This is a genomic window from Minwuia sp. IMCC3009 (genome assembly GCF_029909415.1).
GTDB lineage: Bacteria > Pseudomonadota > Alphaproteobacteria > Minwuiales > Minwuiaceae > Minwuia.
In genome coordinates, this window is the sequence record NZ_CP123781.1 from 4,011,115 (window position 1) to 4,034,751 (window position 23,637).

28 protein-coding genes are annotated in these 23,637 nt (G+C 64.6%); 11 read left to right on the plus strand and 17 right to left on the minus strand.

Going from position 1 to position 23,637, the window contains the following annotated elements; all coding sequences use genetic code 11:
• Positions 1 to 31: 31 nt before the first annotated feature.
• Complete coding sequence (locus QGV55_RS18725) at positions 32 to 454, minus strand: cupin domain-containing protein (protein ID WP_281019118.1); 423 nt, start codon at positions 452 to 454, stop codon at positions 32 to 34.
• Between the two features lie 213 nt (positions 455 to 667).
• On the opposite strand from QGV55_RS18725, the gene QGV55_RS18730 reads away from it, so the two are divergent.
• Both QGV55_RS18730 and QGV55_RS18735 read left to right on the plus strand, forming a co-directional pair.
• A complete protein-coding gene (locus QGV55_RS18730) occupies positions 668 to 1,291 on the plus strand; it encodes a TetR/AcrR family transcriptional regulator (protein ID WP_281019117.1) in 624 nt (207 codons plus the stop codon).
• Between the two features lie 331 nt (positions 1,292 to 1,622).
• Positions 1,623 to 1,982, plus strand: coding sequence for a MarR family transcriptional regulator (locus QGV55_RS18735; RefSeq protein ID WP_281019116.1), 360 nt, complete (start codon positions 1,623 to 1,625; stop codon positions 1,980 to 1,982).
• A 165-nt stretch (positions 1,983 to 2,147) separates the two neighbouring features.
• On the opposite strand, the gene QGV55_RS18740 is transcribed toward QGV55_RS18735, so the two are convergent.
• A protein-coding gene (locus QGV55_RS18740) for an IS3 family transposase (RefSeq protein WP_281015974.1) occupies positions 2,148 to 3,286 on the minus strand; the annotation gives its coding sequence in 2 pieces (ribosomal slippage) (positions 2,148 to 3,022 and positions 3,022 to 3,286; 1,140 coding nt in all).
• On the opposite strand from QGV55_RS18740, the gene QGV55_RS18745 reads away from it, so the two are divergent.
• Positions 3,173 to 3,823 (plus strand): ATP-binding protein, encoded by a 651-nt coding sequence (locus tag QGV55_RS18745; RefSeq protein WP_281019115.1) that lies wholly within the window; start codon positions 3,173 to 3,175, stop codon positions 3,821 to 3,823. The genes QGV55_RS18740 and QGV55_RS18745 overlap by 114 nt on opposite strands.
• A 159-nt stretch (positions 3,824 to 3,982) precedes the next feature.
• On the opposite strand, the gene QGV55_RS18750 is transcribed toward QGV55_RS18745, so the two are convergent.
• Together QGV55_RS18750 and QGV55_RS18755 are read right to left on the minus strand one after the other, a co-directional pair.
• Positions 3,983 to 4,717 (minus strand): class I SAM-dependent methyltransferase, encoded by a 735-nt coding sequence (locus QGV55_RS18750; RefSeq protein ID WP_281020006.1) that lies wholly within the window; start codon positions 4,715 to 4,717, stop codon positions 3,983 to 3,985.
• Between the two features lie 22 nt (positions 4,718 to 4,739).
• Positions 4,740 to 5,213, minus strand: a complete 474-nt coding sequence (locus QGV55_RS18755; protein ID WP_281019113.1) for a DUF2867 domain-containing protein — start codon at positions 5,211 to 5,213, stop codon at positions 4,740 to 4,742.
• Positions 5,214 to 5,360: 147 nt separating this feature from the next.
• Between QGV55_RS18755 and QGV55_RS18760 the strand changes: the two genes are divergently transcribed.
• Both QGV55_RS18760 and QGV55_RS18765 read left to right on the plus strand, forming a co-directional pair.
• Positions 5,361 to 5,984, plus strand: a complete 624-nt coding sequence (locus QGV55_RS18760) for a pyridoxamine 5'-phosphate oxidase family protein (RefSeq protein ID WP_281019112.1) — start codon at positions 5,361 to 5,363, stop codon at positions 5,982 to 5,984.
• 72 nt (positions 5,985 to 6,056) lie between these two features.
• Positions 6,057 to 6,428 carry a PaaI family thioesterase gene (locus QGV55_RS18765; RefSeq protein WP_281019111.1) on the plus strand — a complete coding sequence of 124 codons (372 nt, stop codon included), beginning with the start codon at positions 6,057 to 6,059 and terminating at the stop codon, positions 6,426 to 6,428.
• A 219-nt stretch (positions 6,429 to 6,647) separates the two neighbouring features.
• Here QGV55_RS18765 and QGV55_RS18770 read toward each other — a convergent pair whose 3' ends face one another.
• Together QGV55_RS18770 and QGV55_RS18775 are read right to left on the minus strand one after the other, a co-directional pair.
• On the minus strand, positions 6,648 to 7,412 hold the full coding sequence (locus tag QGV55_RS18770; protein ID WP_281019110.1) for an enoyl-CoA hydratase/isomerase family protein: 765 nt from the start codon (positions 7,410 to 7,412) through the stop codon (positions 6,648 to 6,650).
• A gap of 94 nt (positions 7,413 to 7,506) precedes the next feature.
• Positions 7,507 to 8,901, minus strand: coding sequence for a PLP-dependent aminotransferase family protein (locus QGV55_RS18775; protein ID WP_348637671.1), 1,395 nt, complete (start codon positions 8,899 to 8,901; stop codon positions 7,507 to 7,509).
• 181 nt (positions 8,902 to 9,082) lie between these two features.
• Between QGV55_RS18775 and QGV55_RS18780 the strand changes: the two genes are divergently transcribed.
• Both QGV55_RS18780 and QGV55_RS18785 read left to right on the plus strand, forming a co-directional pair.
• A complete protein-coding gene (locus tag QGV55_RS18780; protein ID WP_281019108.1) occupies positions 9,083 to 9,943 on the plus strand; it encodes a DMT family transporter in 861 nt (286 codons plus the stop codon).
• A gap of 77 nt (positions 9,944 to 10,020) precedes the next feature.
• A complete protein-coding gene (locus QGV55_RS18785) occupies positions 10,021 to 10,467 on the plus strand; it encodes a PaaI family thioesterase (protein WP_281019107.1) in 447 nt (148 codons plus the stop codon).
• Between the two features lie 333 nt (positions 10,468 to 10,800).
• Here the strand turns inward: QGV55_RS18785 and QGV55_RS18790 are convergent, their stop codons facing one another.
• Positions 10,801 to 11,553 (minus strand): VCBS repeat-containing protein, encoded by a 753-nt coding sequence (locus QGV55_RS18790; protein ID WP_281019106.1) that lies wholly within the window; start codon positions 11,551 to 11,553, stop codon positions 10,801 to 10,803.
• A gap of 223 nt (positions 11,554 to 11,776) precedes the next feature.
• Between QGV55_RS18790 and QGV55_RS18795 the strand changes: the two genes are divergently transcribed.
• Positions 11,777 to 12,361 (plus strand): PAS domain-containing protein, encoded by a 585-nt coding sequence (locus tag QGV55_RS18795; RefSeq protein ID WP_281019105.1) that lies wholly within the window; start codon positions 11,777 to 11,779, stop codon positions 12,359 to 12,361.
• A 1-nt stretch (position 12,362) separates the two neighbouring features.
• Here the strand turns inward: QGV55_RS18795 and QGV55_RS18800 are convergent, their stop codons facing one another.
• From QGV55_RS18800 to QGV55_RS18810, 3 genes are read right to left on the minus strand one after another with little or no spacing between them, the layout of a single operon-like run.
• Positions 12,363 to 12,809 carry a DUF1489 domain-containing protein gene (locus QGV55_RS18800; protein ID WP_281019104.1) on the minus strand — a complete coding sequence of 149 codons (447 nt, stop codon included), beginning with the start codon at positions 12,807 to 12,809 and terminating at the stop codon, positions 12,363 to 12,365.
• Positions 12,802 to 14,184, minus strand: coding sequence for an SLC13 family permease (locus QGV55_RS18805; protein ID WP_281019103.1), 1,383 nt, complete (start codon positions 14,182 to 14,184; stop codon positions 12,802 to 12,804). The genes QGV55_RS18800 and QGV55_RS18805 overlap by 8 nt, the downstream gene beginning before the upstream one ends.
• The gene (locus QGV55_RS18810) at positions 14,181 to 14,840 is read right to left on the minus strand and encodes a carbonic anhydrase (protein WP_281019102.1); all 660 of its coding nucleotides are present in this window, start codon (positions 14,838 to 14,840) and stop codon (positions 14,181 to 14,183) included. Before QGV55_RS18810 ends, QGV55_RS18805 begins: the two co-directional genes overlap by 4 nt.
• A gap of 148 nt (positions 14,841 to 14,988) precedes the next feature.
• On the opposite strand from QGV55_RS18810, the gene QGV55_RS18815 reads away from it, so the two are divergent.
• The gene (locus tag QGV55_RS18815) at positions 14,989 to 15,756 is read left to right on the plus strand and encodes a TerB family tellurite resistance protein (RefSeq protein ID WP_281019101.1); all 768 of its coding nucleotides are present in this window, start codon (positions 14,989 to 14,991) and stop codon (positions 15,754 to 15,756) included.
• A 74-nt stretch (positions 15,757 to 15,830) separates the two neighbouring features.
• Entirely contained in the window at positions 15,831 to 16,547 is a 717-nt protein-coding gene (locus QGV55_RS18820; RefSeq protein WP_281019100.1) for an N-acetylmuramoyl-L-alanine amidase, read from the plus strand.
• Between the two features lie 40 nt (positions 16,548 to 16,587).
• Here QGV55_RS18820 and QGV55_RS18825 read toward each other — a convergent pair whose 3' ends face one another.
• Together QGV55_RS18825 and QGV55_RS18830 are read right to left on the minus strand one after the other, a co-directional pair.
• Complete coding sequence (locus QGV55_RS18825) at positions 16,588 to 16,779, minus strand: hypothetical protein (RefSeq protein ID WP_281019099.1); 192 nt, start codon at positions 16,777 to 16,779, stop codon at positions 16,588 to 16,590.
• A gap of 289 nt (positions 16,780 to 17,068) precedes the next feature.
• A complete protein-coding gene (locus tag QGV55_RS18830) occupies positions 17,069 to 17,260 on the minus strand; it encodes a hypothetical protein (RefSeq protein WP_281019098.1) in 192 nt (63 codons plus the stop codon).
• 191 nt (positions 17,261 to 17,451) lie between these two features.
• Between QGV55_RS18830 and QGV55_RS18835 the strand changes: the two genes are divergently transcribed.
• Positions 17,452 to 18,363: a transcriptional regulator GcvA gene (locus QGV55_RS18835; protein ID WP_281019097.1), complete on the plus strand. Its 912-nt coding sequence runs from the start codon at positions 17,452 to 17,454 to the stop codon at positions 18,361 to 18,363.
• A gap of 54 nt (positions 18,364 to 18,417) precedes the next feature.
• On the opposite strand, the gene QGV55_RS18840 is transcribed toward QGV55_RS18835, so the two are convergent.
• The 5 genes from QGV55_RS18840 to QGV55_RS18860 form a co-directional block, all read right to left on the minus strand.
• A complete protein-coding gene (locus QGV55_RS18840) occupies positions 18,418 to 20,142 on the minus strand; it encodes a thiamine pyrophosphate-binding protein (RefSeq protein WP_281019096.1) in 1,725 nt (574 codons plus the stop codon).
• Positions 20,143 to 20,199: 57 nt separating this feature from the next.
• Entirely contained in the window at positions 20,200 to 20,997 is a 798-nt protein-coding gene (locus QGV55_RS18845; RefSeq protein WP_281019095.1) for an enoyl-CoA hydratase, read from the minus strand.
• Between the two features lie 45 nt (positions 20,998 to 21,042).
• Positions 21,043 to 21,798, minus strand: coding sequence for a molybdopterin-synthase adenylyltransferase MoeB (gene moeB, locus QGV55_RS18850; RefSeq protein ID WP_281019094.1), 756 nt, complete (start codon positions 21,796 to 21,798; stop codon positions 21,043 to 21,045).
• Positions 21,795 to 22,541, minus strand: coding sequence for a hypothetical protein (locus tag QGV55_RS18855; RefSeq protein ID WP_281019093.1), 747 nt, complete (start codon positions 22,539 to 22,541; stop codon positions 21,795 to 21,797). Before QGV55_RS18855 ends, moeB begins: the two co-directional genes overlap by 4 nt.
• A gap of 83 nt (positions 22,542 to 22,624) precedes the next feature.
• Entirely contained in the window at positions 22,625 to 23,635 is a 1,011-nt protein-coding gene (locus QGV55_RS18860) for an alpha-E domain-containing protein (RefSeq protein WP_281019092.1), read from the minus strand.
• Between the last annotated feature and the right edge of the window lie 2 nt (positions 23,636 to 23,637).

Below are 23,637 nucleotides of genomic sequence, written 5' to 3' on the forward strand. Positions count from 1 at the left end.
GGACGCCAGGCCGGAACGCTGAAGGGTCGGCTTACTTGGCCAGCGCCACGTCGCGGGGTCCGGCGAAGTCGAGCAGACCGATGCACGGGACGTCGCTGTCGCAACGGTCGGCGTGGGGTACTCCGCCTCTCACGAGCGAGTAATCTCCTGCCCCAGTCGCGACTTCGGTGCCATCGGCCTCGATGTGCACCCAGTTGCCCTGAATGGTCATGCCTCGATAATCACTGGTGTGCGTGTGCATCGGCAGCGCCACGCCAGGGCCCATCTTGAAGAACCAACGTGCACCGGTTTCGTCGTCGCCCCAGAGATGGGCAAGCTGCACGCCGGGGATCGGGGCTTCGAACCATTCAACATTGTCGAGCGCAACATGGTGCTTCGTACTGTGGGTGTCGTCTGCAACGGCTGCTGTCGCAATGAGGGCCACCACTGTGGCGCACAAGATCGGTTTCATCATCGGGTTTCTCCTGTTCTGGTGGTCAGTGTGTTGGTAGTTTCGCGGGCGTCCTTGCCGACATGGCGCTCCGTCAGATCGAGTGCGGCGCGCTGTCAGGCGGCATCTGATCCTGGTGCTGTACTGGTCCTTCTTCCGGTGGCTTGAGTTTTTTGTTACCGATTGGTATCAATATAGACAGGGCTGCGTCAATAAATAAATACCATGCGGTAACAAATGAGTGACCCCGATCAGAAGCCGGCCCGTGGTCGCCCACGCAAGATGAGCAGCGACGCCGTGCTCGACGTTGCGATGAATGCGTACTGGGATAACGATCCGGTCGATGTGTCCGTGAACGCGATCTGCCAGATGGCGGATGTGTCCAAACCGTCGATCTATCGGACTTTCGGCAGCGAAGACGGGCTGACATCTGCAGCGCTGGCGCGATATGCAGAACAAGTGCTGTCAGACGTATTCGCGATCCTGCAAAGCGGTGCAGACATGCCGACGGTGCTTGATGCGCTTGTCGACTTTGCCTGCGCTGACCCGCGCATGGAAACGGGCTGCCTCTTCAACAAGATGCGCGCGGGCAAGCACCGTTTGGGGCCGGACACACGTGCGAGAGTCGACGAGATCGGCGCAGCTGCGTTGGCAGGCTACGCTGATTTTCTGCAGGCCCGCCGCGATGCAGGTGAGTGGGCCGGGCCGATATCAGTAGAGGCGGGCGCACAATACCTGAGCGAGCAGATCGCACTTGCATTCACACAGCGGGGCTCGGGCGTGGATCCGGATAACATCCGGAACATGCTGGGACTGGCGCTCTCGGTCTTGCGGCAGCAGCCCACCGAAACACCGGATTGATGCGGCAGCATACGGCGGTGCTGGCTTTCTGGTTCGGTTACCTGAGCACTGGCGTTCGGCCACGCTGGTTCGAGGCCGATATCGTCGTTGACCGGAATGCTGCGACTTGCGCGACGCTAAATGAAACACGTCGCGAGACAGTCGTTGGTTGATTCTGCAGCATTCACTTCTCCAGGAGTGAGGTTGCCATCCACCTTGTTCTGCGGAGCCTTCGTCTTTGGCCCCCCACTCATATTCACCCCCTCCCCACCACCAACCGATACCCCAGATCGCAACTCTCCATCCCCAGCAGATCCCCGTATCTCGCCTCCCACGCCCCCGTCTCCAGATCGTGCGCCAGCGGTGCCAGTTTCGCGTCCACATCCTCTATTGCCCAGAAACACGAGATGGCGGCGCGGATGCGGGGGTCGAGTTCGCCAAGCGCATGCACATCAGCGCCTCGACTATCACGAGAATGGCGGCACCGATGGAGAAGCCCGGTCTGATCGAACGCCACACGGACGAACGCGACGCGAGACTGGCCTTCATGGTCATTACGCATGCGGGAAGAGAGAAGCTGTCCGAGGCCCGCGCGACCTTCGCCAAGCAAGCAGGCTACCTGTTTGACGAACGTTGGGATGAGGCTACTCTCAACCAGTCTTCAACCGAGTTGCATCGTCTCGTATCAGGTTCGGTAAGCAATCTCACCTGACCATACGCGGTCGAAGATCGTGAGGATCGAAACCGCAAAGGTGGCGATGAGCCCATCATCTCTGAACGGATAATACCCTTGATACACTTGATTAGCGGTTCCACAGAGGTGGTTCGGTTCGTTTGAACAGTTTCGAGCCGTTTCTTAGGTGGATTTTCCGCTTGGTTATGCCGCCACCGGGATTGGTTGCAACTTGATGTGATATGCCTGATCGGGCGTTTGCCCTTCCAGCGATGAATGCGGTCTCCTTGTGTTGTAGAAGGCCAGGTATCGGTCGATGCCCTGTCGGGCGGCTGACACGCTTTCATAGGCGTGCAGATAGACCTCCTCGTATTTGACGCTGCGCCAGAGCCGTTCGACAAACACGTTATCGCGCCAAGCGCCCTTGCCATCCATGCTGATCTGGATGTCGGCGTCCTTCAGCGCCTTGATGAAGTCAATGGACGTGAACTGTGATCCTTGGTCCGAGTTCATGATCTCCGGCTTGCCATATCTGCGCAGGGCATCATTCAAGGCCTCCAGACACGGCGCTGTTTCCAGCGTCACCGACAGCCGCCAGGCCAGAACCTTGCGGCTGAACCAGTCCAGAACGGCGACCAGATAGACGAACCCTCGGGCCATGGGAATGTAGGTAATATCCATGGCCCAGACCTGATTGGGCTGCGTCACGGCCAGCTTGCGCAGCAGGTAGGGATAGATCCTGTGACCGGGCGCAGGCTTGCTGGTGTTCGGTCTGCGATAGAGCGCCTCAATGCCCATCGTTTTCATGCAGGTTGCCACGTGCAGCCGCCCGGCCGTGAAGCCTTCCTGCCGCAGCAACCCTTTCATCATACGGCTGCCCGCGAACGGGTAGTCCATGTGCAACTCGTCAATTCTGCGCATAAGCTTGAGGTCCGCCGCACTGGTCGGGCGCGGCGCGTAATACAGGCTGCCCCGGCTGATCCCGAGAAGCCGGGCTTGCCGTGTCAGGCTCAGCCTGTGGTCCGGGCCCGTCATTTCCTTGCGCTCGGCAACAGACCGGCCTTGTCGAGCGCGCCCTCTAAAAAATCGTTTTCCAGCGCCAGCTGGCCAATCTTCGCGTGCAGGGACTTTACGTCGATCTGCGGCTCTTTCGCGGCCTTTGGCGTGTCATCGAAGACACCCGTTACGCCCTCAAGCAGCTGATCCTTCCACTGCTTGATCTGATTGGGATGCAGGTCGAACTGCGTCGCCAGCTCGCTCATCGTCCTGTCGCCCTTCAGCGCCGCCAATGCGACTTTCGCTTTGAAGGCAGGGCTGTGGTTCCGCCTGGGTCGTCTTGTCATCTTCGCTCCTTCGTCCCGGCAACGCTGCCGGATTGGGAGCAGAAAATCCACCTAACTCAACTGTCCAGATTTGTCGGGCCACCTCTCACTGGCGCTGGCAAAACGACGTACGCTCAAGCTTTGGCGAACGAAGTCGATGGGTTCGTTTTCTCGATCGATAAGTGGATGATTACGTTGTTTGGCGATGATACTCCCGAAGAGCTTACTCCGGCGTGGTTCATGCCAAGAGTCGAGCGTTGCGAGGAGCATATCAGGTCGCAGATTATCAGACTTGCGGACTTGAATGTCCCGTCGATTCTCGATCTCGGGTTTCAGCGGAAGGACCATCGAATCAGCTACTATACGTTCGCCGGAGAACACGGCCTTGCGGTCAAGCTTCACGTGCTCGACTTTCCGGTCGCTGTTCGTTGGGGTCGCGTCGAGCGACGTAACGCAAGCCCAGATAGAGACGGATCGCTGAAGGTGTCCCGGCCGATGTTTGATTACATCGAGACAATCTGGGAAGCTCCTGACCAGAATGAGCTTGCACGGGCTTGACCGCGAACGCCAACCGGTCGCTTCGTCCGCGCAGCAGACCTTGGTGGCCCGCTGAGTTGTCGCTTGAAAATGTCATGATTGCTGGTTGCCGTAGGTGAATGGCAGCGATCAGAGTGCATCCCGTAAAGCCTTCGTTCCCCGGAACCCCACTTCCTGCGCTCACCCCCTCCCCACCACCAACCGATACCCCAGATCGCAACTCTCCAACTCCAGCAAATGCCCGTACTTCTCCCCCCACGCCCCCGTCTCCAGGTCGCGCGCCAGCCGCTCCAGTTTCGCCTCCAAACTCTCTATTGCCCAGAAACACGAAATGGCGGCGCGGATGCGGGGGTCGAGGTAGGCGGTGGGGCGGCGCCAGTAGGCGGCGAGGAAGCCGTCGGCGCAGTCGTGCGGGATCGGGACCGGGGTGATCCGTACCGGGCCGAGGGCGGCGGCATAGGCGCTCATGGGCGGCATCTGGGCGGCGTCGATGGTGATGAGCTCCGGCAGGTAGTCGGTCAGCCAGAAGCCCCGGTGGGTGGGGTCGAAGGTCAGGATCACGGTGGGGCCGCGTGACACCCGGCGCAGTTCCGCCAGGCCCTTCGGCTGGTCGGACCAGTGGTGCACGGTCAGCACCGCCATCACGGCGTCGAAGGCCTTGTCTGCGAACGGCAGATCCTCCGCAAAGCCCCGGATCACGGGGGCGGCGCCGGCGGGGCGCTGGCGGATCATGGCGATGGAGGGTTCCAGGGCGGTGACGGTGCGGTGTGTCGGCTCGTAGGACCCCGTCCCGGCGCCGACGTTCAGCACCGTGGCCGCGTCACCCAGCGCGGCGCCGATCGCCGCCCCGATCCGCGGGTCCGGCTGGCGCAGGTTGGCGTAATTGATGCCGATGGTGTCATAGGCCGCAGGCATGTCGCCGGTCTCCCGTCTCCGGTCAGGTCACGGCCGATCTGGTCGCCACCCGCGCCAGTGCATTGCGCGAGATCAGGATGTGAAACGGCATGATCGCGCGCAGGTAGAGACGGCCGCCCAGATTGTGCGGATGTACCCAGGTGGCGAGAAACACCCGCCCCTCCCGCGACTGCACGGAGACCCGGAAGTTCAGGTGCCGGTCGTTGAAGCCGGCGATGATCTCCTCCGCCGATTCCGTCTCGACGGGGAAGATGCCGATGCTGTCCCGCGTCCTGGGGCCTTCGCTTGCCAGACCGAAAGGTGCGGTCAGCATCCCGCGCAGGCGCATCAGGAACTGCACCCAGCCGGGAAAGCTGGTGATGATCTCCGCCGCCTGGCGGGGCGCCAGGTCGGAGGCCACGGCATAGCAGTCCAGGAAATCCGCGGGGGCGGTCCGTTGGTGCAACAGGCTCTGCGCCGGCAGGGGTGTCGCGGTCACGTCAGGGCGGCGGTTCATCTGCGGAACTCCGGCATTGCCTGATACTCCGTGTGACTATGGGCCGGATGCCCGCCGATTGCATTTCCCGTTTCAGCGCCATAACAACGCAGCGGGACAGGGAGCACGTGATCCGGTTCGCGGCGACAGGGCGGGGAGTGACAAGGCATGGATGAAACCGATGAGCGGCCCTTCTTTCACGAAGGCATGCGCGCCCTGCAGGACCAGATGGACGGGCGGCGGACGGCGGATGCCATCGTGGCGGCGGCGCGCCATTTCGAGTTCTCGGAGGCCGACCGGAAGCTGATCACGGAGGCCCCCTGCGTCTTCATCGCCAGCGCCTGGAAGGAGCATGTGGACTGCAGCATGAAGTCCGGTGACCCGGGCTTCGTGAAGATCGTCGGGCCGGGCGTGCTCGAATATCCCGAATATGACGGCAATTCGATGTACCGCACCCTGGGGAACATCCGGCAGAACCCGAACATAGGCCTGCTGTTCGTGAAGTTCGACGGGCGGACCCTGCGGATGCGGATCAAGGGCCGCGCCACGATCCTGCAGGATGCCGAGAGCCTGTCGCGCCATCACGGGGCGCGGTTCGTGGTGCGCGTTGACTGCGAGATCTATCCCAACTGCACCCGCTACATCCCGGATTTCGAACAGGGCACGCCCGCGCGGCACGTCCCGCGTCCGGGGCAGGGCACACCGCCGGTGCCGAGCTGGAAGAAGATGCCCGAATTCCGCGACAGCCTGCCCCGCGATGATCCGCACCGCGACATGCTTGACGACGACTGACCGCACGGGCAATCGGTGCACGGGCCAGGCACAGGTAAAGGTACGGGCACCTTGGGGGGAGGAGACACGGACATGCAGCATCCATACGGAGATCTGATCGGCTTTCGTTTCACGGCGCAGGGGCAGGGCACCAGCACCATGGAACTGGAGGTGCGCGAGGACCTGATGAACCCGCACGGCGTCGTGCATGGCGCGGCGCTCTATTCGCTGGCGGATACCGGCATGGGCGCCGCGCTGTACGGTTTGCTGGAGAAAGGCGAGAGCTGCGCCACCATCAATTGCGCCATCAGCTATTTCCGGGGCGTGACCGGCGGAACGCTGACCTGCACCACGAAGGTCACCAACAAGGGGCGCAGCGTCGCCACGCTGGACTCCGAGATCTGGAACGACGGCAAGCTCGCCGCCACCGCACACGGCCAGTTCTCCATCTTCCAGCGCCGGTAGGGCGGTTATTGCGGTCCGGCCATCGGCACCTGAGCGGCACGCCTGGGTACCCGGGTCAAGCCCGGGCACGACGTGGTTGGGTGTGGTCAAGTCGTCTCTCCCTATCCACCCCATCAGGACGCCCGCGGACTTGATCCGCGGGCCCAGTCCTCCACATCTGCGCGGCGCTCCCGGATACCCGGCTGAGGGAGAGGGATGGAACAGACCACCCGAAGCGCCTCAGCCCTTCGCCTTGGCCGCGAAGAAGGCGTCGATGAAACCCTGCGGTTCGCCCTTCGCGAAGGCTTCCTGCTGCCCCAGCACGGCGGCGCGGAAGGCTTCGTCGAAACCCTTCAGCGCCACTTCCCGGAACCGCAGCTTGGTGCGCGCCCAGGCGGTGGGCAGCTTGGCCGCGAGCTGGCCGGCGAGGTCGCAGGCGGTGGGGACGACGTCCTCCGGCGCGACGACACGGTTCAGCAGGCCAAGCCGTTCCGCCTCCCCCGCGTCCATCAGCCGTCCGGTCATCGACAGCTCCTGGTTCATCGACCAGCCGAGATGCAGGCTCATCCAGTAGGAACCCATGACACTGGGAATCCCGGCATTGATCTCCGGCTGGCCGAGGCGGACGCCGGGATGGGCGACGCGCAGGTCGGAGACCAGGCTCAACTGGAACCCGCCGCCGGTGGCAACCCCGTTCAGGGCGGCGATGACCGGCTTCTCCGTCATCAGGATCTGCCGATAGCAGTTGCAGACCCGCCCGAACCATTCCTCCACCTCATGCACCTGCACGTCGCGGGCTTCCTGCAGGTCGACACCGGCGCAGAACGACCGGTCCCCGGCGCCGGTCAGCACGATTCCCTTCACCGCCGGGTCGGCATCCAGCCGGATCAGGGCCGCGGCAAGCCCCCGCGCCAGATCGGCGCTGATGGCATTCAGGGCGTCGGGCCGGTTCAGGATCAGCAGGGCGATCTCCCCCCGCATTTCGGTCGTGACGGCGTTGTTCATGCGTGTTCTCCCCTTCGGCATGGCGCGCGCCATCCTTGCGCCGCACAGGGCGGGATGCAATGTGACACCGGGTGGAAGCCGATATCCGCGAACGTCATCGCCGACCCGGACCAGTGCTTCCCCGCGACCCGGAGTTTCCGGCCCTTTCCATCGCGCGTTCGAGGATGGGAATGATGGCCGGGTCCAGGGTCTGCGCCACGTTGAAACGCATGAAACCGCTGGCCGCGTCACCGGGGCTGAAGGCATTGCCCGGTGCCAGCACGACATGCTCCCGCAGGGCCGCGCGGGCAACATCGGCGGCATCCAGCCCGTCGGGCAGGCGGCACCAGAGGAACATTCCGGCCCCCGGTTCGATCCATGGCTTCAGGCCCAGCGGGCGGAGCCGCCTGCTGACCGTCTCCATCGCCGTCGCCAGGCGGGTGCGCAGGCCGCCGGTGTGCCTGCGCCAGGCCCCGTCCTGCAGCACGGCCAGCACCAGTTCAGCCGACAGGGCCGCGCCGCCGAAGGAGGTCGCGATCCGCAGGTCCACCAGTTCGCTGATCCAGTCCTGCCGCGCGGCAATGAAACCGGTGCGCACCGCCGCCGACAGGGACTTGGAGAAGCTGCCGATGTGAATGACCCGCGCCAGCCCGTCGAAGGCGGCCAGCCGGGGCGCCGGTTCATGCTCGAAGTCGGCGAAGATGTCATCCTCGATGATGATCAGATCATGGGTTTCCGCCTGTTTCAGAACCCGGTGGGCGACGACGGGTGACAGGGTCGCGCCGGTCGGATTCTGCAGCGCCGAGTTGGTGATGTAGAGACGCGGCGCATGATGTTTCAGGGCCTGTTCGAACCGGACCAGGTCAGGGCCGTCCGGGGTATAGGGCACACCGGCAACCTTCACCTGATGCGCACGCAGCATGGCGTGGAAGTTGAAGTAGCAGGGGTCGTCCACCAGAACGGTATCGCCTGGCTGCAGCAGGAACCGGCAGAGCAGGTCGATGGCCTGGGTGCCCGACTCGGTCAGCATGATCTGGCCGGGTGCCGCTGCCACGCCCCGTTCCGCCAGCCGTCGCGAAAGCACCTGCCTCAGCCCCGGAAGGCCCAGCGGAGTGCTGTAGTCCGTCAGGCGGAAATCGGCAGCGCGCGCGACCCGGCGCAGGGCACGGCGGATCTCCGCCTCCGGCATCCAGGATGGGGGCAGCCAGCCGCAACCCGGTTTCGGTGTGGCTTCGTCCGCGTCCAGCGATTGCCGCGCGATCCAGAGCGGATCGACATCCCGCTCCAGCTCCGGCGCGGTGTCGGCGATGGAGAAGGGGGGCGGGTGCCCGGCGACATAGAAGCCCGAACCCCGGCGGGACCGGATCACGCCCTCCGCCACCAGCCGGTCATAGGCATCGACGACGGTGGAGCGGGACACCCCCATCCGGTCGGCCTGACCCCTGATCGAGGGCAGCCGCATGCCCGGTGTCATCTGGCGGCTGGCGATCTGCTGTCGGACCGTCTGCATCACCTGCCCGACAAGGGAGATCGGTCCGGCCGGGGAATCCGTCGCCCCCTGAGCGTCACGTTCGAAGGTCATCTGTATTGCCATTTGTTCCAGTACAGTATGTCCTGATTGTACTGGACTGTATCTGGCGTGACCATCTCCCCCGACCCAATGTCCGGGCGAGACAAGGGGGAAGTCCCGGATGGACAGTCGGTCAGCAGCATGGATCTACGGGTTCGCCGGTGTCGCCATATTCAGCGGCAGCCTGCCGGCCACGCGGGTGGCCGTCGCGGATTTCGATCCGGTGTTCCTGACGCTGGTGCGCGCGGCGATTGCCGGTCTCGTCGGCGGTGCCTGTCTGCTGTTGCTGCGGCAGGACCGTCCGGGTCGCGGTGACATGCTGTCCCTGCTGATCACGACGCTGGGTGTGGTCATCGGGTTCCCCCTGCTGACCGCCCTGGCGCTGCAGCGGATCACGTCGGCGCATTCCATGCTCTTCATCGGACTGCTGCCGCTGGCCACCGCCATCTTTGCCGTGGTGCGGGCCGGGGACCGGCCACGCCCGGCATTCTGGCTGTTCTCCGTCATCGGGGCGGTGCTGGTTGCCGGATTTGCCCTGACGGAGGATCTCTCCGCCTCCTGGAGCGGTGACCTGCTGATGCTTGCGGCGATTCTGGTCTGCGGGCTCGGCTATGCGGAGGGGGCGAAGCTCTCCCGCGCCCTGGGGGGCTGGCAGGTGATCAGCTGGGCGCTGGTACTGGCACTGCCGGTGATGCTGCCGCTGGCGCTGCTGGCGCAGCCGGACAGCTACGCCGGGATCGCGCCTCCGGCCTGGCTTGCGCTCGGCTATGTCTCCCTTTTCAGCATGCTGATCGGGTTCGTGTTCTGGTACCGCGGTCTGGCGCAGGGCGGCATTGCGGCGGTGGGGCAACTGCAGTTGCTGCAGCCCTTCATGGGGCTGATGCTGGCGGCGGGACTGCTGGGCGAGGACGTCAGTCCGGCCCTGGGCCTTGTCTGTCTGGCCGTGGTGGCCTGTGTCGTCGGGGCGCGCCGTTTCGCGTGAGGCCCGCCGCTGACGGGATTGTCGCCGGGGGGCCCTTTGGTCAAAGATGCGACAGCGATCAGAGGGGAGGCACGATCATGACGGAACAGGCGCAGGATGCGGGATTCACGCTGGCGCAGGCGCGCGAGGCTGCGGAGACATGGTTCGCGCCCTGGGTGAAGGACCTGGGGCTCGAGGTGGAGGAAATCCGGCCGGGCTTCGTGCGGGTCCGGCTGCCGAACAATGGGCGGCTGAACCGGGTCGGCGGCATCCTGTCGGGCCAGGCCATGATGGCGGTGGCCGATACCGCGATGGTCTTCGCCGTCCGCTCGGCGCTGCGGGGGGAGGCCGACATCGCGACCGTACAGCAATCCACCAGCTTCTTCCGCGCCGTTGCCGATACGGACCTGATCTGCGAGGCGCAGGTCACCAAGGAAGGGCGCAGCATGATGTTCGGCGACTGCACCCTCTATGCGGACGGTCAGCAGGCGAAACCGGCCGCCCAGGCGACGCTGGTCTATGCGGTAATACCGAAACGAAAGTAGAAAAATACCGCAGAAGACCTTGTAACGGTATAAATACCTGTATATTGTTCCGGTATCACAACCGGAGGAATGACGCATGGGCAAGCCCCGAGGTCCCTATCGCGATGAACGCCGTCGCACCATTCTCGGCCCACGGTCGGGCCGGACGCGCAGGAAATGCCTGAACTACCAGGAATGTGGCAATGAAATCATGAGTCTGGGTGCCCATCACCGCATGTGCAACAGCTGCTGTGAGCTGCCCGGCGACTATTCCCTGACATTGCCGCCCGGAAGTATGCGGTAAATCATCAAAAATACCGAAATCGCCGGCCGGCAGGCACGCCGCCGCGCCGATCAGGTGTCCGGGCCGATGCTGACCGTCTCGCCATTCTCGAGCGGCACCCGCACGGATCGGCCCCCGGCATTCAGGGTCAGCGGGCCTTTCACCTCGGCCGGTAGCGGCAGCGTGGTGAGGACCCGCGTGGTCCCGCCAGAGAGCGTCACAACGGCCAGCGAGCGTCGCCCGACCTCCGGCAGCAGCAGATCCGCGATGCCGTCGCCGTCCCAGTCGAGCGTGGCGCTCAGGTCCTGTATCCGGCTGCCGATCCGGTGATTGGAGAACCCGTACAGTTCGCCCCTGGCGATCAGCTCACCACCGGCAAGCTGCCAGAACTGCAGGGTCCCGCCGATATGGGGGGTCCGGACCAGGGCGATCTCCATCACGCCGTCACCATCGTAGTCGGCGATGCCCGCCGGATTGAGCCACCGGTTGCGGGTGCCGATCCAGGGCGTGCGTGCGATGGCCTGCAGGCGTCCGGCACGCAGGCCGAGCACCGCCAGGGCCGAACCCTGCTCCAGGCTCGACTGCACCACGACCAGTTCGTCCTGTCCGTTGCCGTTCAGGTCGGCAAGGCGCACGGTCAGATCCTCGAACACGGAGCGACTGTCCAGCCGGTGCCCGACAACCCGGCCATTGGCCAGGCGCGCATAGAGGGTTCCAGCCTCTGTCCGGTCGCCGAGGACACCATGTCCGTAGCGCCCTACCGGCTGCCCCAGCCAGGCCTCCGCGATCAGTCCTGTTCCCCTTGCGACCGTCGAATCGGGCAACAGGTCCTGAACCCCTTGTTCGGCCGTCGCCGGGGGTGTCAGGAGGATGAGAATGAGCCCAACAAAGAGGCATTTCTGTACGAAATCGGGAATCGGGCGAAACATGAGCAAAATTGTTCCCTTTTTGGTGTCCACATACTTCATCTACCCGTTTTTGGAGTCCACAAGCTTTGGTAGCTGTCGTATGGGAAACGGAGCCGGGGGGCTTGGGGTAGAGGGACTGATGTCGACAGAATCGTTGCTATGGGCAGAGGTCGGGTCCTCCGATGGGTATCCGGAAGCACTCGAAAGCGGCCTGCAGTCGTTCCTCGACTACTGGATGTCCCTGGAGAGGAAGCACGGTCGCACCCCGCGCAAGAGCGAGTTCGATCCGCTTGACGTCGCGCGTCTGTGGCGCGGTATCGCGGTGATCGAGGTCGCCCGCAAGGAAGGCCGCGCCAACCGTTTCCGCTACAGGTTCCTGGGCACCAACCATGACCATGTCAATGGCGCTTCCCACAGTGGCAAATTCATGGATGAAACCCTGCCCGAGGCGGAAATGGCGGCCATTCAACCGGTCTACGAGGATGTCATTCGTCAGGGCCGGCCGCACTACTGGCATCGTCGCGGGCGGATGACGACTCTCGAGCCCCAGTCCTACGAGCGGGTGCTGACGCCGTTCCTGGGCAGCGGTGATCGCGTTGACTTCCTGATCGGTTACTGGCGGTGGCACTGGCGCACCGGGATTCCGACAGGCCTGCGCCTGGTCCATTCCAGCACCCGTACGGCGCACCTGCCGCCCCAGGCACCCGCAGGCGACCATCCCTGACTCAATAGACGCCGATGTCGCGCAAGGCCACCTGCAGCTCCGGCGGCAACCCTTCCGCGTCGGCACGGCCGGAAAGGTCCGGCGGCGCATCCTTCGCCTCCAGGTAGCGCCAGCCCTGATGCGGGCGACGCAGCCACGGTTCCGTACGGACCAGTTCCGGGTCCAGTACCAGGCCGCACTTGATGCCCGTGTCGGTCTCCACCCGGTCCAGCCCGACGATCCGCTGCCGCACCCGGATCGCGCCTGCGATGATCCAGTAGAGTGATCCCCCGGCCAGCACCTCCGCGTCCCGCCGTGGCCGGCTGCGGGTGACATGACGCAACGGCTCGCCGCGCGCCACGCGCTGGCCCTGCCAGAGTTCCAGCTGCTCCACCTGATCGACGCCGACGCAGATCTTCAGCAGATGCACCACCTTCGGCGCATCGCGGTCTGTCTTCCGGTCAGCCATCGAACCGTCCGAGTACCTGCCACCACAGATAGTCGAGCGGCAAGAGGATCACGATGGTGATGATCGCGACCATCAGGGTGGCCCGGATGCCGTCACGCATCGGCACCTTGCCGAGCTGCATGGCAACCACCATCGGTGGCCCCTGGAACGGAAACAGGACCGTCGAATAGGCCGGCACCTGCATCATCAGGGTCGTGGCCAGCGGCAGCCCCATGGCAACGGAGAGCTGGTCCGCCAGCGGTGTCAGCACCGCAGGCACGGTCGGCGCGGTGCCGAGCAGGCTGACACCGATCGACGCGCCCACGACGGCAGCGAAGTTCCAGGCATCCTTGCCCGGCTCCAGCTCCGCCAGCCGCAGGAAACCGCTGGCCATGTGGTCGGCAATGCCTGTGGTCGCGACCACCGCGCCCAGGGAAAGCACGCCGGAGATGTAGAGCAGTGGACGGAACTGCACCGCATCGGTCATCTTCGCCGGGTCGATGAGCCGGAACGGCGGCAGCATGCAGGCGACACCGGCCCCCAGCGCCACCCAGGCCGGCGAGACGCCGTGAATGAAGTCCGTCGCCCACAGTGCCAGCGCCACCACCAGGATCACGGCCAGTCGCCGCTCCTCTGATGACAGCGGCCCCGGTGTGGAGGTGGTTCGGGCATCGGCACGGATACTGTCGGGAAACAGGATCCGGATCACGGCAACGACCGTGATCGCCTTCAGCAGGCCCAGGACCGGAAAATGCAGCAGCAGGTAGTCCCCGTAGACCGGCTTCAGCCCGTAGAGCGTATCAGCCGCGCCGATCATCACCAGATTCGGCACGTTGGCGGGCATGACGCCGAATCCGGGCAGGAAAGCGCCCAGCCCGGCGGTCATCGCGATGCCGATCCGGCCACGCGAACCCTCCTCGAAACCGAAGACATCGGCCAGACCCAACGCCACGGGCATCAGCAGCACGACACGTCCTGTCGATGACGGCATGACGAAGGCCAGGCCCAGTGCCACGCACATCACGCCGCTCAGGATTCCGAGATAGCTGACCCCCATGCGGCGGGCCAGAACACCGGCGACCCGCGCGCCGAGACCCGTATCACGCACGGCGGCGCCGACGATCATGCCGCCGAACAGCAGCCAGAATGCGGAGGATGCAAAGCCCGAGAAGACGACCGGTGCCGTGGCGACACCGGCCACCATGGCGACCAGGAAGAACAGCAGCGCCGTCAGATGTTCGGGAATGGCGTTGGTTGCCCAGAGCCCGATGGCCGCCAGTGCCAGCGCCCCGCCCAGGGCGGCCTCATGCGAGAGGCCCTCGATCGGGATCAGCAGCAGCGCCGCACCCGCCAGCAGGAACAGGGCGGCGACCGATGGGCCGAGCCGCAGTCTCACGCCTGCAACGCCCCGGCACCCGTCCCGACGGTCACGAAGGTGTCGGTTTCCGGGTCCAGGCGTGCCAGCCGTCCCTCGGCAATGCCGAAATGCATGCCGTGCAGGGCGATCCTGCCGGCTCTCACGGGTTCCGATATCCAGGGGAAGGTCATCAGGTTGGACAGGCCGAGGCGGATGTTCTCCTCCTCCATCCGGCCGAGGATCGTTTCGACATCGTGCCCGGCCGAATGCCCCATCACCCGGTCAAGGATGCCGCGCGAACTGGCCATCCAGGGAGCCACGAACTCGCCGATCCCGTCCGTGTTGTTCTCATCCATCAGCAGCGCCTTGACGCCGCCGCACTGGGCATGGCCCAGCACCACGATATCGCTGACCCTCAGCACCTTGACCGCGAACTCCAGCGCCGCGCTGACGCCATGTGCGCGCCCGTCGGGGGCATAGCTCGGCACCACGTTCGCCACATTGCGGATGACGAACAGCTCCCCCGGACCGGCATTGAATATGGTCGCCGGATCGACGCGGCTGTCGGCGCAGGCAATGATCATGGTGCTGGGCGACTGGCCCAGCGCCTCGAGCTGCCGATAGCGGTCCGCATTTGCCGCGAAGCCATCCTCGATGAAGGCGTGATATCCATCCAGAAGCTGGTTCAGGGACACAAACGATTCTCCGGGTCAGGGCAAGGGTCGGGGAGACAATCGGACGCTTTGCGTTGTCATGCAAGGTGGCTAGGCTTTCAGCAGACTGGATTTGGCGTCGCACTTCGACGGTGGACGGCCTGCGGCAGGTGACGGGATTGGCGAGCAGATGAGCGTTTGGGGGAAACTGATCGGTGGCGGACTGGGCTTTGCCGTCGGCGGGCCGATCGGGGCGATCGTGGGCGGACTGGCCGGCCATGCTGTCGACCGGATCCGCGAATCCGATGAGGATGCGGCAGACGCGCTGTTGCAGGATGGTGTGGAGGGGGGACGCCCCGCCGCAACCAAGAAGGTCGCCTTCACCATCGCGGTCATCGTGCTTGGCGCGAAGATGGCCAAGGCCGATGGCGTCGTGACCAGGGACGAGATCCTGGCCTTCCGGGAAGTGTTTCAGGTTCCGCCGGACGAGATGCGCAATGTCGCGCGGGTCTTCAATCAGGCGAAGCGGGAGGCGACGGGCTTCGAGCCCTATGCCGAGCAGATCGCCGGGATGTTCCAGGGTAACCCGGAAGTGCTGGAGGATCTGCTGGCCGGCCTGATGCACATCGCCCGTGCCGACAATGTGATTCACCCCAACGAGGTGACGTTCCTGAAGGCTGTCGCCGAGATCTTCGGGATCGGCCATGCCGCCTACAGCCGCCTGCATGCCACCTATCTGGGGCTGGATGAGGAAGATCCCTATGCCGTGCTCGGCATCGCGACCGACGCCGGGGATGCGGAGGTGAAGGCGACCTACCGCAAGCTGATCAAGGCCAACCATCCGGACCGGGTGATCGCGCAGGGCCTGCCGGAGGAATTCGTCGCCGTGGCCAACGAGAAGCTGGCCAAGATCAACGCGGCCTATGACCGGATCTCGAAGGAACGCGGGTTCGGCTGATGACGCCGGTCCCGCCGAGCCGATGCATCAGGGCCCCGCAATGATGGGGGCCTCGCGATGATCAGGGCCACACGATGAGCAGGAACCGCCCGTCCCCCAATCATGACGACCGCAAGGGCACGGCGGTGGACATGCTCGTGCTGCACTATACGGACACGCCCGATGCGGCGACGGCACTGGATCTGCTGACGGATCCTGCCACGAAGGTCTCGGCACACTATCTCGTCGATACCGATGGGCGCGTCCATGCGCTGGTGGCGGAGGACCGTCGCGCCTGGCATGCGGGCGTTGCCTCATGGCGCGGTGTCACGGACATCAATGCCTGCTCCATCGGGATCGAGTTGCAGAACCGGGGTCACTCCTGCGCCGGGCCAGATGGCCCCGAGCCTTACCCGGACACCCAGATCGCGGCCCTGATCCACCTGGTCCGCGACATACGCCGCCGCCACGACATTCCGGACCGGCGCATCCTCGGGCATTCGGATGTGGCCCCGATGCGCAAGCAGGATCCCGGTGCGCATTTCCCCTGGTCGCGGCTGGCCGAAGCCGGAATCGGGCTCTGGCCGGGGCCTGGCCCTTCAGATGCTCCGCCCGTGGCGGGGACACGGCAGGTGCAGGCGGCCCTGGCCCGGATCGGCTACGGGGTGCAGGTCGATGGCCGGGCAGGCGAAGAGACGCGTTCCGTCATCACGGCGTTTCAGCGGCATTTCCGGCCGGATCGGATCTCCGGAACGGCAGACGCCGACACGGTTTCCCGCATCGGCGTCGTGGACAGTCTGATGAACGTCTGACCGGCAGCGCCGGATTTCGCGTCACTCAGTTGATTTCATTTCAGGCAAAAAGTGCGGTGAAGGCCTTCCTGATCGCCAGCAGGCTCTTGGCTGATTCTTCTGCCCGCGCCTTCTGTGCGCGCGCCAGATAGTAGTCCATGTCAATCGAGCCATTCTCCCGCAGGTGCACTTCTGTGCCCGGAGTGCGGTTCATCGCATTGAATTCATTGAGGTTGAGTTGCTGGTATTGCATTTGAACTCTCCATCTTCAGCGAGGGTCTGTCGGGTCAGGCGCCCCTCGCTCAACGTCTGACTGAAACCAATATGTTGCCGGACAGCGCGAATGACAAAAGATCATCTCTCACCGAGAAGATGAATCAAATTCATCAATAAGTACCGTAGATGCCCTGCTGCTTCGCGGCCGGCATGCCCGGAGCCATGCATTCCGCGCAATGCTATATTGCGCTGCATCATAAATGCCGAACGCCGCCGCATTTCGGTGCGACGGCGTTCGAAACGCTTAACGAAAGGTTGATATCAGGTCAGGCAAACAGGCGCAGCATCGCCTTGCGCATGCCGTTGATGCCCTTCAGGGTCGCGGCGGCGCGTGCGGCATGCGCCCGCTGCTCGATCGCGTCCAGGTCGAGAAAACCGAGAGCTCCAGTCTCGCCATCGACGGGGCTTGACTGCTTCAGTTCATTGAAATCATTCAGGTTGATCTGCTGGTACTGCATCACGATACTCCTTGCTCAGCGAGGGTCTGTTGGGTCAGGCGTCCCCCGCTCAACGTCTGACTGATTGGAATATGTCAACAGTGCTGACGCTTGACAAAGGATCATTTCTCATCACATTGATGAATTCAATTCATTGATCAGGCAAATGTTGCGTTGCAACATGCGCCGCACGCCTTCCTGGAGGGTCCGACGTGCCCAGAAGATTGCCCCCGCTGAATGCCCTGCGCGTGTTCGAGGCCGCGGCGCGCCAGCTCAGTTTCACGCGCGCGGCGGAGGAGTTGAATCTGACGCCGTCCGCCATCAGCCATCAGATCAAGGGACTGGAGGACCTGCTGGGTGTGAAACTGTTCGAGCGTCGCCAGCGCAAGGTGCTGCTGACCGCTGCCGGCGGCCGCTACTATCCGGCGCTGCGCCAGGCATTCGACCAGATGAACGAGGCGACGGAAGCCCTGAAGGCGGAAGACAGTTCAGGTTCGCTAACGGTCAACGTGCTGCCGACCTTCGCCATGCGCTGGCTGGTGCCGCAGCTCTCCGCCTTCCAGAAGCGCCACCCGGAGATCGAGGTGCGGATGACCACGAACGTGGAAGCCATCGACTTCAGCCGTGTGGAGGCCGATGCGGCCATCCGCTATGGCGTCGGCGGCTGGAAGGGACTGACGGCCAAGCTGCTGCTGCGGGAGGAGATCGTGCCTGTCTGCAGCCCGGCGCTGCTGGAAGGCCGACCGAAGCTGAGGACACCGGCGGATCTGGTGCATTACCCGCTGCTGCATGACGTCAACCGCCCCGATACCTGGCGGCAGTGGCTGACCGCCGTGGGGGAGACCGGTGTCGATCCTGATCGGGGCCTGAAGCTGGACACCACCAACCTGGCAGTCCAGGGCGCCATCCAGGGACTGGGCATCGTGCCCGTGAACCCGAATCTGGTCCGCCCGGAGCTTGAGGCGGGCACGCTGATCGAACCGCTCGATTTCCACCTGGCGGTGAAGGGGGGCTATTACCTGGTCTATCCGGAAGGCCGCGAGAGCAGGCCCCGCCTGAAGGCTTTCGAGACCTGGCTGATGGAGGTCACGGCGGAGGCGGAGGAGCGGCTGCAGCAGTCCTGAAGGCCGGCACGGTCCCGTCCGGCTCCAGCTCCGGCCCCGGCCCCGTGTGGCAGGTCAGGCGACGCGATCACCCTTCTTGGCCTGCACGGTCCTGTTGTCGACAGCAGGCAGCATCCTGGCCGGATCACGGGTCACGACGACGTCGATGACACAGGGGCCGTCCGTGGTCTCGATCCCGGCCGCGATGGCGGCCTGCAACTGGTCGGGGTGCTCGACGCGAATGCCGCGGCAGCCCATGGCCTCCGCCACCTTCGCGTAGTTCACTTCCTTCAGGTCCGATGACTGGTAGGCATCGGTGCCATACATCAGGTGCTGCAGCGCCTTGACGTAGCCGGAGGCGGCATTGTTCACCACCATCAGCGCAAAGCCGATCCCGAGGCGGCGCGCGGTCTCCAGCTCACCGATCATCATGTTGAAGCCACCGTCGCCGGTGATCGCGAAGGTGGTCCGTTCCGGCGCGGCCAGTTTTGCCCCCGCTGCGCCCGGCAGGCCATAGCCGATGGAGGCGAAGCCCCGATCCGGCACGAAACCCCGGCCGGCGCGCGGCTGGTCATAGAGCAACCCGCCCCAATGCGCCGCAAAGCCGCCATCGGCCACCAGCAGGGCGTCATCGGGCAGCATGCCGTTCAGTTCATTGAGCATCCGCGCCATGTTGACCGGCACCTCGGCGGAGGTGAGACGGTCCTGCACCGACGCCCGCCATGTCGCCATCCGCTGCGGCACGCTGTCCGCCCAGGCACGCCGGTCCGCATCGGGGCGGGAATCGGACAGGGCCTCGGCCAGATCCAGGCAGCCTTCACGTGCATCGCCCCAGAGCCGGACATCGGCGGCAGTGGTCCGATCGAACTCCTCCGCCAGGATGTCCAGATGGATGATGGTCTTGCCCGCGCCCGGCAGCACATAGCGCTTGGTGGCGATCTCCCCCAGCTTGCAGCCGATGACCAGCAGCACGTCCGCCTCTTCGATCATGCTGTTGGCAATCCGGTCATAGCGCCCGAACAGCCCGGCACTCAACGGATCGGTGCAGGCAATGGCACCCTTGCCGGTCATGGTGTGCGCCACCGGCAGGGCCGCGGCGGTGGCCAGCGCCTGCAGCGCGTCCCAGGCCCGGGAGATGTGAACCCCGCCCCCGGCCAGGATCATCGGTTTCCGCGCCCTCGCGATCAGTGCCGCCGCGCGTTCCACGTCGGCGCGGGCGGGGCGTGAGCGGATCGACGGGGCGGACTGGTAGGCGGGATCAACCTCGAACTCGGCGGGGTCGAAGGGGAAGGTGTCGTGGGCAATGTCCTCCGGCACGTCGACCACGACCGGCCCCGGCCTGCCCGATGTGGCGACGGCGAAGGCCCGCGTCATCAGTTCGGGAATGCGCTCGATCCGTTCCACCCGGATCATTTCCTTGGCGGCGGGGGCCAGGATCTCGGTCTGGCGCGATTCCTGGGTCATGTTCTTCCAGGAATGGGCGCGGTGGCTGTCACCCACCAGGGCAACGATCGGGGTACCGCTGTTCAGCGATTCCACCAGACCGGTGACAAGGTTGGTGGCCCCTGGACCCAGCGTCGCGTCGATGACGCCGACCCGACCCGACACCTTGGCGTAGGCATCGGCGGCGAACGCACCGAAACGCTCGTCATTCACCAGGTTATGGCCAAGCCCCAGCCGGCGCACCGCGTCGTAGAAGGGAAGCAGCTGGAATCCACCCATGCCGAACATCGGTCCGACGCCATAGGCCTGGAACATGCGTGCCAGGGCCTCGCCGCCCGTCATCTCGTTGCTGGACATGGGCTTCTCCGCCTCTTTCTTACTTCCCGTTCTGGCCGGTCACTGCTGCCGAGAGGCCTACTTCCCGGTGAACTTCGCCTTGCGCTTCTCGACGAAGGCATTGACGCCCTCGCGATAGTCCTCGCGCTTCGCGCATTCCGCGAAGCACTCCGCCTCGAACTGCAGCTGGCTCTCGAATTCGTTCTCCAGGCTGCGGTACATCAGCCGCTTGCCCTGTCCCAGCACGAAGGTCGGACCATTCGCCAGCCGCGTGGCCAGCTTGTCGGTCTCCGCATCCAGATCGGCGTCCGGCACGACGAAGTTGACCAGACCGGCGTCGGCCATCTGCTGCGCGGTGTGGCGGTCGCCCAGCATGGTCATCTCGATGGCCTTCTTGATGCCGACGGCGCGGGGCAGGTGAAAGCTGGAGGATGCATCCGGCGTCGTGCCGATGTGGACATAGGCCAGGGTATAGAAGGCGCTCTCGGCGGAGATCACCATGTCACAGGCCGCGGCCATGGAGACACCGGCACCGGCGGCGGCACCGCGGACCTTGGCGATGATCGGCTTCGGCATCCGGCGCATGGAATACATGATCGGGTGCAGGTCATGGATGCGGTTGACGAAATAGGCCTGGATCTCGCTCTCGGAGGCCGTGCCGAGGTATTCGTGCATGCCCTTCACATCGCCACCGGCCATGAAGTGATCACCGGCGCCGGTCAGCACGACGCAGCGCACCGCGTCGTCATATTCCAGCTCGTGCATGGCTTCGCGCATCAGCGCCCGCATCTCCATCGACAGCGCGTTGCGTGCCTCGGGACGGTTCATGGTGACGGTGGCGATACCGTCGGCGATGCCTACTTCCAGATCAGCCATTTCTCTCTCTCCCCAAAAAGAATCTCGTGACGATAGCGGAGCCTTTCAGACACCGCCACAGAGTGGACATTCCGGGTCCGGCCTGACCCGTACCTTGCGGAACGTCGCGCCCAGCGCATCATGGATCAGCAACTGCCCGGCCATGCTTTCGCCCAGCCCGAGCAATTCCTTGATCACCTCCACCGCCTGCATCGACCCCATGACCCCGGCGATGGCGCCAAGCACGCCGTCCTGGGCGCAGGTCTGCTCCTCCGGCGGGATCTCCGGGTACAGGCAGCGATAGCAGGGCAGCCCGTCCTCATAGCCACGCCAGGTGGCCAACTGACCGTCAAAGCGCAGGATCGCGGCGGAGACGAGCGGCTTGCGGTTCCTGAAACAGGCGTCATGTACGGCGAAACGGGTGGCGAAATTGTCCGATCCGTCGCAGACGAGATCATAGCCGGAGACCAGTTCGTCGGCGTTCTCGGCGCTGATCCGGGTCTGATGCGCCTCCACGGTGACATCATCGTTCAGACGGGCGACCGAAGTGATCGCGCTGTCTGTCTTCGGGCGATCGAGCATGTCGCCGCCATGCAGGACCTGGCGCTGCAGGTTGGAGCGGGAGACGATATCGTCATCCACCACGCCGATGGTCCCGACCCCGGCTGCGGCCAGATACATGATCAGCGGGGAACCGAGCCCGCCGGCACCGACCACCAGGACCCGCGCCCGCAGCAGCTTCTGCTGGCCGGCGCCGCCGACTTCCTTCAGGACGATGTGGCGGGCATAGCGGTCGATCTGGCTGTCGGTCAGACCGCTCATGCAGAGAAATCCAGTTCCAGATCGGGGATCTCGCGATAGGCGGCGCGCAAGGCATCGGACCAGCGGTTGCGGATGTCCTCGAAGTAGGGGTCGCCCTCCTCGAACCGACGCTCCAGCCAGGTTCCGGGATGGTCGCGACGATAGAGCAGCAGATCCACCGGCAGGCCCACCGACATGTTCGACCGCAGGGTCGAATCCATCGAGATCAGGCCGACCTTCACCGCCTCCACCAGTGGCATCTGGAAGTTCATCACCCGGTCGAGAATCGGCTTGCCGTACTTGGTCTCCCCGATCTGGAAGAAGGGCGTGTCCTCGGATGCCTCGATGAAGTTGCCTTCCGCATAGACCTGGTAGAGCCGCAGTTCCCGCCCCGCGATCTGGCCGCCCAGCAGGAAGGAGGCATTGAAGCCCCCGGCGCCCTGATCCAGCGAGGGACCGTCGAGCATGCGCACCTGCCGCACCGCATCGCCCACCAGGCGGGCAATGGAGAACATGCTCGGTGCGCCGAGGATCGTCTGGGACGGGTCAGCGTTCGGACTGGCGATCAGTTCCTGCAGGTGGCCGACGACCGCCTGGGTGACCGCCAGGTTGCCCGCAGACAGCAGCGTGACAAGCCGTTCGCCAGGCCGGTGCCAGACAGTGGTCTTGCGAAAGGTGGATATGCTGTCGATGCCCGCATTGGTTCGGGTATCGGCCAGCATCATCAGGCCTTCGGCAGTCAGCATTCCGACGCAATAGGTCACGGCTCAGGCTCCCCCCGGTGCGATTCCATCATCTGATGGACTGCCTCAAGCGGGATGGCAGGTGCCATCCGCAGGAACCGTTCTTACCCCATCGTCTGTTCCTGTCGAGCATTTTCCGGGATCGCCAGCGGGCTGTCGTCAGCTTCCGCGGTCAGCAGGAAATCCTTCCCGATCTGGGCAGCGATCTGCAGGTTGGTATCCACGACTTCCGTCAGGAATTCATGCAGGCCGGATTCCTGGCCGGTAAACTCCGCCACCTCGCCGTAGACCAGCCGCGCCCGCAGCTTGCCGGCCATCCTGAGGCAGCGGGGCGGACTCTCGTAGCTCTCGGTCAGGTTCTGCAGATTCTCCATGATGTTGTCGTAGCAACTGCGCACCGACCGGGGCATCTCCGGCCGCAGGACCAGCAGTTCCGCCACGTTGGTATAGCGGATCTGGTCGCCGAACATGCGGCGATAGCTGCCCTGTGCCGACACGGACTGCAGCAACGCAGCCCACTGGTAATAGTCGGGTGCGCCGCCCACGACCTCCTCGGTCGGCAGGATCAGGTGGTATTTCACGTCCAGGATACGGGACGTGGAATCCGCCCGTTCGATGAAGGTGCCCAGGCGCGTGAAGCTGTAGGCATCGTCGCGGATCATGGTACCGGCCAGTGCCCCCCGGACCAGATGCGACCGCGACTTGACCCATTCGAAGAAGGCGGTGTGGCCCATGCCCTCCACCTTTTCCGGGGTCATGTCCCGGATTCCGTGCCAGGTGTCGTTGATGGCTTCCCACAGTTCGCGCGTGATCGTGTGGCGTTGGGCCCGCGCGTTCTCACGGGCGACGGAGAAGCAATTGTAGATGCTGGACGGATTCTCCTTGCTGAGCGCCATGAAGCGCAGGGTCGGATCGGCCTCCACCTTGCCGACAAGCTCCGTGTAGAGCGGTGCCACGCCGCCGGCGATCAGCACCGCGGTCCATTCATCGGTCCCGCCCGCATCCTGCGGCATCAGGGCCATGCGATCGGCCACCTCCAGCAGGCGCGCGACATTCTCCGCGCGCTCCACATAGCGGCTCATCCAGAAAAGGTCGTCGGCTGTACGACTAAGCATGA